This window comes from Virgibacillus aidingensis (genome assembly GCF_010994035.1).
Classification (GTDB): domain Bacteria; phylum Bacillota; class Bacilli; order Bacillales; family Amphibacillaceae; genus Virgibacillus_N.
Map to the genome: position 1 here is coordinate 1 of NZ_WIXN01000017.1, position 12,015 is coordinate 12,015.

Annotated in this window: 11 protein-coding genes; 4 read left to right on the forward strand and 7 right to left on the reverse strand. The window is 39.4% G+C overall.

Annotated elements, in window-relative coordinates; translation table 11 throughout:
• Nucleotides 1-71 precede the first annotated feature (71 nt).
• Nucleotides 72-188 (reverse strand): GapA-binding peptide SR1P, encoded by a 117-nt coding sequence (locus GHD25_RS13885; protein WP_164217845.1) that lies wholly within the window; start codon nt 186-188, stop codon nt 72-74.
• Between the two features lie 448 nt (nt 189-636).
• A complete protein-coding gene (locus tag GHD25_RS13890) occupies nt 637-1,503 on the reverse strand; it encodes a polysaccharide deacetylase family protein (protein ID WP_164217847.1) in 867 nt (288 codons plus the stop codon).
• A 236-nt stretch (nt 1,504-1,739) separates the two neighbouring features.
• Between GHD25_RS13890 and GHD25_RS13895 the strand changes: the two genes are divergently transcribed.
• Nucleotides 1,740-3,266, forward strand: coding sequence for a glycine betaine uptake BCCT transporter (locus GHD25_RS13895; RefSeq protein WP_164217849.1), 1,527 nt, complete (start codon nt 1,740-1,742; stop codon nt 3,264-3,266).
• 329 nt (nt 3,267-3,595) lie between these two features.
• Complete coding sequence (locus GHD25_RS13900; RefSeq protein ID WP_164217851.1) at nt 3,596-3,973, forward strand: pilin; 378 nt, start codon at nt 3,596-3,598, stop codon at nt 3,971-3,973.
• A 215-nt stretch (nt 3,974-4,188) separates the two neighbouring features.
• Here GHD25_RS13900 and lpdA read toward each other — a convergent pair whose 3' ends face one another.
• The 5 genes from lpdA to GHD25_RS13925 all read right to left on the reverse strand — a co-directional run bounded on the left by lpdA (nt 4,189) and on the right by GHD25_RS13925 (nt 10,209).
• Nucleotides 4,189-5,598, reverse strand: a complete 1,410-nt coding sequence (gene lpdA, locus GHD25_RS13905) for a dihydrolipoyl dehydrogenase (protein WP_164217853.1) — start codon at nt 5,596-5,598, stop codon at nt 4,189-4,191.
• 4 nt (nt 5,599-5,602) lie between these two features.
• On the reverse strand, nt 5,603-6,886 hold the full coding sequence (locus GHD25_RS13910; RefSeq protein WP_164217855.1) for a dihydrolipoamide acetyltransferase family protein: 1,284 nt from the start codon (nt 6,884-6,886) through the stop codon (nt 5,603-5,605).
• 24 nt (nt 6,887-6,910) lie between these two features.
• Complete coding sequence (locus tag GHD25_RS13915; RefSeq protein ID WP_164217857.1) at nt 6,911-7,888, reverse strand: alpha-ketoacid dehydrogenase subunit beta; 978 nt, start codon at nt 7,886-7,888, stop codon at nt 6,911-6,913.
• 3 nt (nt 7,889-7,891) lie between these two features.
• A complete protein-coding gene (gene pdhA, locus GHD25_RS13920) occupies nt 7,892-8,974 on the reverse strand; it encodes a pyruvate dehydrogenase (acetyl-transferring) E1 component subunit alpha (RefSeq protein ID WP_164217859.1) in 1,083 nt (360 codons plus the stop codon).
• 536 nt (nt 8,975-9,510) lie between these two features.
• Nucleotides 9,511-10,209, reverse strand: coding sequence for a YkyA family protein (locus GHD25_RS13925; protein ID WP_164217861.1), 699 nt, complete (start codon nt 10,207-10,209; stop codon nt 9,511-9,513).
• A gap of 300 nt (nt 10,210-10,509) precedes the next feature.
• Here GHD25_RS13925 and def point away from each other — a divergent pair, with 300 nt between their 5' ends.
• On the forward strand, nt 10,510-11,061 hold the full coding sequence (def, locus tag GHD25_RS13930) for a peptide deformylase (RefSeq protein WP_164217863.1): 552 nt from the start codon (nt 10,510-10,512) through the stop codon (nt 11,059-11,061).
• A 742-nt stretch (nt 11,062-11,803) separates the two neighbouring features.
• Nucleotides 11,804-12,013: a DNA-dependent RNA polymerase subunit epsilon gene (locus GHD25_RS13935; protein WP_164217865.1), complete on the forward strand. Its 210-nt coding sequence runs from the start codon at nt 11,804-11,806 to the stop codon at nt 12,011-12,013.
• Nucleotides 12,014-12,015 lie beyond the last annotated feature (2 nt).

The following is a 12,015-nucleotide window of genomic DNA, read 5'->3' on the forward strand; positions in this document are numbered from 1 at the left end:
AAAACTCCCCCTAAGATAGAAACAGATTTTTATTTTTAATCTGTCTACCTTAAGGGGAGCATATCAGCCCTTTATTTTTTGGATTTATTTTCATTGCAAGTTGGACAAGTACTATATAGTGTAGTTACCTTCACTTCATTATAATGTTCGATAACCTTTTGACAATCCTGACAAACGATCGTACCCATGGAGGCCAACTCCTTTTTAATTAGAATAGCTTAATAACATTATATGATGTATTATTATGAAAATCAACCCCGATTAGTGTATCACAATTAATATATATGATATTTTATTTACCTATTATAAATCACCGCTATTCCCGTCCGCCATAAACATTTGGGTTGCGGGACAGCTGTTCCTCGTCCCACCATAAACATTTGGGACTGCGGGACAGCTGTTCCTCGTCCCACCATAAACATTTGGGACTGCGGGACAGCTGTTCCTCGTCCCACCATAAACATTTGCTACATTGTTGCTATATTGTTGCTGTATTGTTGCTGAAATTTTATACTCCTTAGTGTTCAAATAAAAAACCGATGGGTATATAAAAATATTTCCCATCAGTTTTTTGGATAGATTCATTTCGGCTGTTGCCGGTTATGTTTATCTGATTTTCCTGATTACCCGGAAAAATCATTCAATTAAACCCGGGTCAACAATTTCATAGCCTTGGTCCCTGAGACCATGAACAATGTCACCAAGCGCTTTGGCTGTCCATTCTCTGTCATGCATGAGCAGGTTTGCACCGTTGCCCAACAGTTCTGTATTGACCATAATATCCGCTATAGCACCGCTAGACATATATTCCTCTTCCCAATCATATCCGTATGACCAGTTCATTAAAGTCATACCCTCTTCCTCGACTAAATCTATCACGTGCTCAGTGTTGGCTCCATTAGGTGCCCTGAAAAACCTCGGCCTCTCCCCAACAATTTCTTCAATGCGGTCACTCAGACCAATAATCTCTTCTGTCTGTTCACCTTCCGGAATATCAGGCAAAAATGGATGCGTGTTTGTATGGTTACCTATATGGAATCCCATATCATGAATTTTTTTTAGGATTTCCTCGTCTTCTGGTGTATTTAAGAAATGACCATTAACAAAAAAGATAGCATTTGCATCTAATTCGTATAAGGTTTCAGCCATTTGAAGTGCATGTCCATCAGGTGCATCATCAATCGTCAGCAATACCACTTTTTCCTCTGCATCATCTTTGGGAACAATGGACCAAGTATCTGAAACCATGTATTGCGGTGCAGCTGGACTTTCGCTATTATCATCGCTGTTTTTACTCTCTTCCGGCCCTTCATCGTTTTTTTCCTCTGTTCCTGAAACTTCTTCTTCCTCTGGGAACTCATCCGCATTCTCTTCACTTTGTTCCACAGTTCCTTGGTTTTTCAGTTCGGGAGACTTCCCCTTTTCCTGTTCTTGGGACGGGTTGGCGCAGGCTGCAATCGTAAGTCCTATAGTAAAAATAAGAATAAAAAGTAATTGTTTCATTGTCTTTCCTCCGATGTGTAAGTGTGAATGTGGGTCTTTCTACAGTTTACATCATTCTATTATTCTTTCATAATATTTTTCCGGAACTCATTTCCCATCGTTTCATTTTGATTAAAGCTGGATTGATTTTATTTATATGGGGAACAGTATGTATAGCACTTAGTTGAAGCACATTTTATCTTATGTTTAAATACGGAAAGGATTACATAAATAATTTGCAGAAAGGATGTTTAAATATGAAAAAAGTTACAGTTGTATTTTATATTTCAGCAATCATTGCTTTTCTTTTTATTATCTGGGGCATCATTCCTGAAAGCATACTCCCAAACGCAAATCTGGATAATGTAACAACTATCATTCAGGATTTTCTTGTTAGCGAATTTGGCTGGTTTTATTTAATGAGTGCTTCCATATTTGTCGTATTTGCAGTTTACTTAATTTTTTCGAAATACGGGAAAATTAAGCTTGGAAAGGCGAATGATAAGCCGGAGTATAATTATCTAACCTGGTTTGCCATGCTTTTTAGTGCAGGAATGGGAATTGGTTTAGTCTTTTGGGGGGCAGCTGAGCCTCTTTCACATTTTCATGATCCTCCTTATGGGGAAGCAGGTACAATTGAAGCTGCTAAAACAGCAATGCAATACAGTTTTTTTCATTGGGGATTTCATCCTTGGGCAACCTATGCCACACTAGCATTGGCATTAGCCTACTTCAAATTCCGCAGGCAATCATCCGGTGTGGTCAGTGCAACTTTGGAGCCCCTGTTTGGAAAACATATAAAAGGCGGCTGGGGAACAACAGTTGATGTCATTGTTGTATTCGCCACCATATTCGGTGTTGCTACGTCGCTTGGTCTCGGGGCTATTCAAATCAGTGGAGGTGTCTCCTCTGTATTTAATATAGAACAATCTTCTGTATTGCAATTAATTATTATTGCCATAGTAACCGTTTTATTTTTAACTTCCGCAATGACAGGTCTAAATAGAGGAATAAAGTATTTAAGCAACACAAATTTGGTCCTTGCATTATTACTCATGCTTTTTCTGCTGATTTTAGGACCGACAAATTTTATTATGAATCTGTTCACAAATACTTTTGGAACCTATTTGCAAAATCTGCCCAGCATGAGTTTTCGCATGACTCCTTTTAATGAGGACAATACCGATTGGATCAATGGCTGGACAATTTTTTACTGGGCATGGTGGATCGCATGGGCGCCTTTTGTTGGCACGTTTATTGCAAGGATTTCACGCGGGAGAACAGTCAGAGAATTTGTATCAGGCGTATTATTGGTACCAGCCATCGTTGGCGGGTTTTGGTTCTCCGTCTTTGGCGGTTCCGCATTAAATTTGGAGTTTTTTGAAGGCGCCAACATTATCCAACAGATTGAACAAACCGGGGAGGAAGCAGCTTTATTTGCTGTATTGGAATATTTTCCATTGAGTACATTAGTATCAGCCATTGCCATTCTTCTTATAAGCACATTCTTTATTACTTCTGCAGACTCTGCGACATTTGTGCTCGGCATGCAAACAACGGGAGGAAGCCTTTACCCTCCAAATAGTGTTAAGTTTGTTTGGGGGCTTATTCAATCAGGTGCAGCTGCCGTTCTCCTTTGGCAGGGAGGTTTGATTGCTTTGCAGACAGCATCAATTATTGTAGCATTCCCCTTTGCCATCATTATGCTGTTGATAATTATATCTTTAATGAAAGCATTCGGACAGGAAAAAGAGGCAATAGAAAACAACAAATCAAAAGGTTAGACCAGGTCTAACCTTTTTTTCAACTTAGGATTCAACGATAGAAGCCAGGCGTATAGTATAAGGATAACTACACACGGAGTGAATGTGAGTTTTCAGCCATCCATCCTTTTATGTTTATTCTATTTCCAACGCTACAATTGATTTTCAGTTTATTAACAGTTTGATAACAAGTCCTGCTGTTACCTTTTTTTCTGTTAAACTAAATCACATAATAACAGAGATGGTTTATCACAACCAGATACCTGACTTTACTCCAATTTCTAAATTATGAGCAATTATACAAGCTGGAGGAAGAAATTTTATATCGATTCTATAAAAGAAAGGTGACCGTGATGCTGCAGAAAACTGCTTTCCTTTTAGTCCTTTTTTTACTCTTTCTTGCCTCATGTCAGCAACCCGCTGAAAAAATTGAGATAATTACCTTTCATCCGTCAGATTACGATGTTATTCTTTTAACGGATCAATCAAAAACAAACATGGAGGAAATATACTTAGACGCAATTATTGAATTGAAGGCAAAATATCCCTCGGAATTTAATCAGGTTTCATCTAAAGCAACATCAACACATGAAACGAATTTCTCTGTCGGCAATGATGAAAATCCAACATTACTAATCACAAAAAATGGACAGACTGTGAAGGAATTGTCAGGAAAAACCCCAAAAAAAGAGATAATTAAGCATTTGGAACTGACGATGGAGAAATAGTAAGTTCTGTCCATTGTCATATACATTTACTCAGAGAAAGTCATTCCTCCAATACTGGTGTTAAACCGAAAACCATCCTTGAATTGGCTGTTTAAAGATATTTAACTGCCGCCATATTTAGCTATTTTCCAGGGTAAACGAAAAAACCGGTGAGAAAATAAAATTTTCCCGCCGGTTTTCATTTATTCTGATACTGCTGAACTAGTATTTATCATTTATTTCATTGTATGAATTGGCGTTCCCAGCGCTACTTCTGCTGCTTCCATTGTAATTTCGCCCAATGTTGGATGTGCGTGGATGGTTAGAGCAATGTCTTCTGCAGTCATTCCCGCCTCAATTGCCAGCCCGACTTCAGCAATCATGTCACTGGCATTAGCCCCTGCAATTTGGGCTCCTATTACCAGACCGTCTTCTTCACGGGTTATCAGTTTAAGAAATCCGTCAGTACTGTTTAGTGAAAGGGCTCTTCCGTTTGCAGCAAACGGGAACTTGGAAGCTTTCACTTTATACCCTGCATCTTTGGCTTCTTTTTCATTGTAGCCAACCGTTGCAAGTTCCGGGTCCGTGAATGCTACTGCAGGGATTCCGAGATAGTCGATCACTGATTTTTCCCCGCTGATCACTTCTGCTGCTACCTTCCCTTCATAGGAAGCTTTATGTGCAAGTGCAGGCCCGGCGACAACGTCACCGATAGCATAGATATTATCGACACTTGTACGGCACTGTTCATCTATTTTAATAAGACCTTTATCATCTTTTTCTATTCCAACCTGCTCAAGGCCAATCTCTTCAGTATTCGGACGGCGGCCTACTGTTACCAGTACGTAGTCGGCATCCACTGTTTCATCTTTTCCTTTTACTTCATACGTTACTGTGACACCGTCATCTTTTTCTTCTACACCTTTGGCCATGGCCTCGGTAACGATTTGAACATCTTTCTTCTTCAGATGTTTCTTAACAACCTGTGTCATTTGTTTTTCAAAACCGCCAAGAATATCTTTGGCACCTTCCAGAATAGTTACTTTCGTGCCAAAGTTTGCATATGCTGAGCCAAGCTCGGTTCCTACATATCCTCCGCCAATGACCACCATTTTTTCTGGAATCTCCTCCAGGTTGAGCGCACCTGTTGAATCCAGAACCCGGCCGGAGAACTTAAAGCTGGGAATTTCAATCGGCGAAGACCCTGTTGCAATAATACAGTTATTAAATGTATAGGTTTGTGAGTTTTTTTCATCCATTACTTTTGCTGTGTTTTTATCAACAAAATAAACTTCTCCATTTAAAATATCCACTTTATTTCCTTTAAGCAGGCCTTCCACACCGGAAGTCAATTTGTTCACAATGCCGCCTTTCCATTCCTGAACTTTTGCAAAATCAATGGTTACATTTTCTGTTTTAATGCCCAAATCTTCATTTCCAAAAGCATTTTGCGCCATATGACCTGCCTCAATTAAAGCTTTAGAAGGAATACATCCAACGTTTAAACAAACTCCGCCAAGCGCTTCCTTATCGACAATGGTTACTTTTTGTCCGAGCTGAGCAGCCCGAATAGCAGCTACATAGCCGCCCGGACCAGCTCCAACCACTAATGTGTCTACCTCAATCGGAAAATCTCCTACTACCATAATTTTACGCCTCCATCATTATTAATTGTGGATCGTTCAGCAATCGTTTAATTTGATTTAGAGCAAGTTGAGCGGTTGCTCCATCAATAATACGATGATCAAATACAAATGATAATGCAAGTACTGGTGCAACTACAACCTCACCGTTTCGGACAATTGGCTTCTCTGCGATACGTCCAATACCCAAAATAACAGCTTCAGGGTAATTCAGTACAGGCGTAAACCACTGCCCTCCTGCTGAACCAATATTTGTTATTGTATTTGAAGCACCTTTCATCTCTTCAGATGTTAGTTTACCACTTCGGGCTTTTTCTGCCAATTCATTGATTTCGCTTGAAATATCAAAGATAGATTTACGATCGGCATCTTTTACTACCGGTACTAATAATCCTCTATCTGTATCTGCCGCAATACCGATATTGTAGTAATGTTTATGAATGATTTCCTCTTTTTCATCATCCATGGCAGCATTAAGAATTGGATATTTTTTGGAAGCGGAAATCAGCGCTTTTACAACATATGGTAAATAGGTTAATTTAATGTCCTGCTCTGCTGCAATTTCTTTAAATTTCTTGCGGTGTGCCACCAGCTCGGTTACATCTACTTCATCAATTAATGTAACATGTGGTGCCTTCGTTTTTGAGTTAACCATTGCATTTGCAATTGTTTTGCGGATTCCTGACATTTTCTCACGGGTTTCAGGATATGCACCTTCTGGAACTGCAGCTGCCGCTGATGCTGTTTCTTTCTCTTTATCCGCTGCGTCTGAAACTGCTGCAGGTTTTTCTCCGCTCAGGAATTGATCTACATCTTCTTTTGTAATGCGGCCATTTTTCCCTGTGCCTTCTACTTCTTTAATATTTACATCGTTATCACGGGCATATTTTCTTACAGATGGCATGGCGATGACGCGTTTATCTTCCCCGTCGTCTGATTTGGGCTTGGATTCTGTCTCTTTTTTTGTATCAGCATCCGGTTCTTCATTTTTTTCTTCTTTTTGATCAGCTTCTTCAGATGCCCCCTCATCATCGGCGTCCTGATCTTCATATCCTTCTGCGTCAAAGGTGATCAGTGTGTCGCCCACAATGGCTACAGTGCCCTCTTCCACATGCAATTTTTCTACCGTTCCATCTACAGGGGAAGGGATTTCTACGACTGCTTTATCATTTTGCACTTCACACAGCACGTCATCTTCTTTTACTTCATCGCCTTCTTTGACGAACCATTTAACAATTTCACCTTCGTGAATTCCCTCACCGATATCAGGGAGTTTGAAATTAAAAGCCATGTTTTCTGCCTCCTATCTCATTTTTTAAAAGTTCATTACTGCATTGACTTTTTCTATGACGTCTTTGTGATTTGGCAGCCATACTTCTTCCGCTTCGGAAAATGCATAAACTGTATCAGGAGCTGTAACACGTAATACCGGTGCTTCCAGATGGAGAATTGCTCTTTCCTGAATTTCAGATACTACATTTGCAGCAACTCCCGCTTGACGCTGTGCTTCCTGAACAACTACAGCACGATTTGTTTTTTGCACAGATTCAATAATCGTTTCGATATCAATTGGTGAAACAGTGCGAAGGTCGATCACTTCTGCATCCACACCATCTTTTTCAAGCTCTTCTGCAGCTTTCAGGGCAGTATGAACCATTGCTCCATAGGCAATTAATGTTACATCTTTCCCTTCGCGTTTCACTTTTGCCTTACCAAGTTCAATAGTATATTCCTCTTCCGGAACCTCTTCCCGGAAAGACCGATACAGCTTCATATGCTCCAGAAATACTACCGGGTCGTTATCACGGATAGAAGATATCAACAATCCTTTCGCCTCATAAGGCGTAGAAGGAATGACAACTTTAATTCCCGGCTGCTGGGCTATAAGTCCTTCAAGTGAATCTGCATGCAATTCAGGTGTATGAACACCGCCTCCAAATGGAGAACGAATGGTGATTGGCGAAGTCCATCTTCCTCCTGAACGATAGCGCATACGGGCCATCTGTCCATTTATGGAGTCCATCGTTTCATATACGAAGCCGAAGAATTGAATTTCGGGTACAGGACGATAGCCTTGCAATGCCAAACCGATGGCCAAGCCATTAATGCCTGATTCAGCCAGCGGTGTATCAAAAACACGTTCTTCCCCGAATTCTTTCTGAAGTCCTTCCGTTGCACGGAAGACTCCGCCGTTTTGACCGACGTCTTCGCCAAATACAAGCACGTTTTCATCATTTTTCAATTCGGTGCGCATCGCATCCGTGATTGCTTGAATCATTGTCATTTGTGCCATGATTTACTTCGACTCCTTTTCTTTATATTCTTCCATTTGCTCTTCCAGATTTGCCGGAAGCTCTTCAAACATATTTTCGATCAGATCCGTTACTTTCTGTTTCGGATACTCATCCGCTTTTTTAATCGCTTTTTTAATATCCTCTTTCGCGCCTTCGATTACTTCATTCTCTTCTTCTTCAGACCAAAGATTTTTTTCCTCTAAATATTTACGGAAGCGGACAATCGGATCTTTTTTCTCCCATTCATTATCAAGGTCTTCTGTACGGTACCTTGTAGGATCATCCCCAGCCATGGTATGCGGACCATAACGATAGGTTAGAGTCTCAATCAGCATTGGACCTTCACCGTTAATTGCGCGCTCACGGGCGTGCTTTGTAACTGCATAAACAGCCAGCGGATCCATGCCGTCCACCTGAATGCCTTCTATACCTGCCGCTACAGATTTCTGGGCAAGGGTTTTTGCTGCTGTCTGCAGTTCTACCGGCACGGAGATAGCGAAATAGTTGTTCTGAACAAAGAAAATTGCCGGAGCATTATATGCACCTGCCATGTTAATTCCTTCATAGAAATCGCCCTGGGATGTTCCGCCATCCCCTGTATACGTAACAGCAACGTTTTTCTTGCCGCGTTTTTTCATGCCCAGCGCTACACCTGCAGCCTGTACATACTGCGCTCCGATAATAATCTGCGGGCTTAATGCCTGGAGGTCTTCCGGCATCTGATTTCCATGAAAATGCCCTCTGGAGAATAGAAATGCCTGATACAATGGCAGTCCTTGCCAGATTAGCTGGGGAACATCACGGTATCCGGGCAGGATAAAATCTTCTTTTTCCAAAGCAAACTGACTTGCAAGCTGTGATGCTTCCTGACCTGCAGTAGGCGCATAAAATCCGAGGCGTCCCTGACGGTTTAAAGCAATGGAACGCTGATCAAGTATGCGGGTATATACCATCCGTTTCATCAGCTCTTTTAGCTCATCATCACTTAAATCAGGAACATCCTCTTTATTGACTATTTTTCCATCTTCATTCAGAATCTGGTACATCTCAAATTGTTTTTCCACATTTTCCAATACTGGTTTCAAAATGGGTCACCTCTTCCTTTCTTTTACCTTATAGTGATATATTATTTTCTAGCTTCCCCAAAACCCGAAAAAATCTGTACACAATCCTTCTATTCTTTTACCCTTTTTCATTTTGCACTAATCCCGAATAGCTTCTCTGCATAAAACTGTTATATAAATAAAGCAAAATGAATTAGTACAATTTGAATCTAATTTTAATAGTAGTATATTCATCACAATAGGTCAATTAGTTTGATTCAATTTATTTACTTGCCAATTAAATATCGAAAGCGCTTTATTTTAACTGTTACAGCCGGTTTGTATGGCTGTATTAATATTTGACTAAAATTATTCCCATAGAAAAACTCGCCTTCAGCCGGCTTTAAATGAATGCGTCAATTTTTCTTTTTTTCTTATAATTGGGACCTGAAAATCCAGTTGCTTCGAGCCACTTCTCAGCTGGAATTTTACATATTTTTATTGTATAAAAAAAACGGATCATGGACGCTTCCTGGTCCTGATCCGAAAAAATATAAAGATACCGCTTCGGGAGAGGATTAATTTTCTTCCTCCTCTTCCGGTTCTTCAGTCTCATTTTCTTCATAGGTAACATTGAGATCTGCCTCGTCATAAAACTCCTGTTTTAATTCATTATATTCCACTGTATATTCATTAAACTGGTCATTATAATCAAGTACAGACTGATAGCTTTCATTAATGCTGTTAATCTGCTCGTTTAGCGATTCCTGTTCCGTATCTTCCTGCTGCAGCATTTCATACATTTCTCTTTCCAATTCGAGGGAGTTCATATAGGCATCAAACAGATTGTAATAAGCAGTATAACGGCTTTCCATCACGTTATACATTTCCTCCCCTTTTTCTTTTACATCTTCATCCAGTTCCGCAATTAAGTCTTCTGTCATTTGAAAAGTTTCATGTGAGGATGCTATACTTTCCCTTTCCTGGGTTATTTTGTCCGCACGTTCATCGATAACTTCAAGTGCTTCTTCTGAAAGTTCCTGAATTTGATCAAATTCTTCCATATCAAGCTGGATTATTTCATTGTATAATTCCTGTTCCCTCTGCTCCAATTCAGTAATTTGCCCTTGCTGCTCTTCAAATTCTGCTTCTTGAGCAACCGCTTCTTCTAAATGATTATGTATTTGCTCTTCGGTACTCTCGCTGCAGGCGGATAACAGAACAAACGCACCAGCTATGACCAACAATAAGATTTTCTTCAGTAAGGTTTTCTTCATATATTTTCCCCCTTTATTTCCCGCATACCCTAACTCATTTTCACAGTATAACATGTTTTTCCATGATATAATATAGAGAAATATATTGAAAATACAAAGCAGTTCTATTGCAAATCTGTAATTAATATATGTTTAATATGTTAGAATATGAAATGTTAAAAAGAAAGCAATTTGATGTTTTTATTTTTTCAAGAGAGAAAGTATAATTTTTTTAGGTCTTAAGTATAAGAACACATCATTAATAGATGTGCGAATGAAAAAATGTGCGAATGCGAAATTTCTGATCGGGAGTGACTTTGTATGATTACAATGGAAGATATTGTTCGGGAAGGACATCCTTCTTTAACAGCGGTTGCTGAGGAAGTATCAGTTCCTATAAGTGATGAAGATAAACATTTATTAGAGGAAATGCTGACTTTTTTAAAAAATAGCCAGAATGAGGAAATTGCTGAAAAATACAGTTTGCGCCCCGGAGTCGGACTGGCGGCGCCACAGCTGGGCATCAATAAACGGCTGATCGCTGTACATTTTGATGATTTAAACGGGAAGCATTACAGCTATGGGATGGTTAATCCGAAAATTATCAGTCATTCTGTGGAAAAGGCTTACTTGGCCGGAGGAGAAGGATGTTTATCTGTTGACCGCAATGTAGAAGGGTATGTTCCCAGATACGCACGGATTACAGTAAAAGCCACGGACCAGAACGGCGAAACAGTAAAACTCCGCTTAAAAGGTTACGCAGCAATCGTTGTACAGCATGAAATTGATCATCTAAACGGAATTATGTTTTATGACCATATAAATAATGAAACCCCTTATGCAGTACCGGATAATGCAAAACCGATTGAGTAGTAAAAACATCAGCAGCCGTTTTCTCTTTTCTTTTTGGAAGAATGGTGTATAAGAATCTTATCGATGTAAAAAATAAATATACAGTAGTCGAAATGCAGGTTTTCAGCGATAATTAATAAATTTTTATTACAAATGACGTGTTTTTATTTCCATATTCCACAAATCATACTATACTATATAGTAAGAGGGATTGGATCGGTAGAACGTTTTTGTTGCTTTTCTTAAAAAGTTGAAAGGAGCGTATGGTGATGCTAAAACGCCTGAAAGAAAAGCTCAAGAAACGCTGGAAAGATTTTATTGGCCGTGGACGGGTACCTACAACTTGTAAAAAAACTACCATGGATTTTACCAATCATTAAAAAACTCGGTTATTCGCTAAAAGGATTATTGAAAGTGTATTTACCTTTATGAAAAGACTTCATACGCTGGAGTGCGATTACAGCGAATGCCTTGTTTACATTCTTGCAGAAAGCAGGTCTTATGCTTTTTAACCGCTGCTAATTGGGGTACTATGATGATAGATGCTTACGGATGTGAATTAATAAACGGAAATTAATTCAAAGTCATGCGCAGCCAGTCATATTGATAATGCCCCTGTCTTTGCCATTTCAATTCAGGGGTGCAATTTAAGATGATGGCAGGCGCCAAAACAAAAATTGGTGCAGATGGGAAACAAATTTTCCATCTGCTAAATAGTATACCAATTTAAGAATACAAGAAATTTGTTAGGAGAGGGATAATTTTGATTTTTAAAGTATTATACCAGGAACTGAAAGATGAAATTCCTGTAAGAGAACGTACAAAAGCCTTTTATGTAGAGGCAGACACTATAAGAGAAGTCCGTGAAAAAATTAATGACCACAATGTTAATATCGAGTATATCCATGCATTAAATGACGCACATTTAGCTTATGAAAAACAATCCGAAAACTTTACCCTGGAGAATGTCTAGAA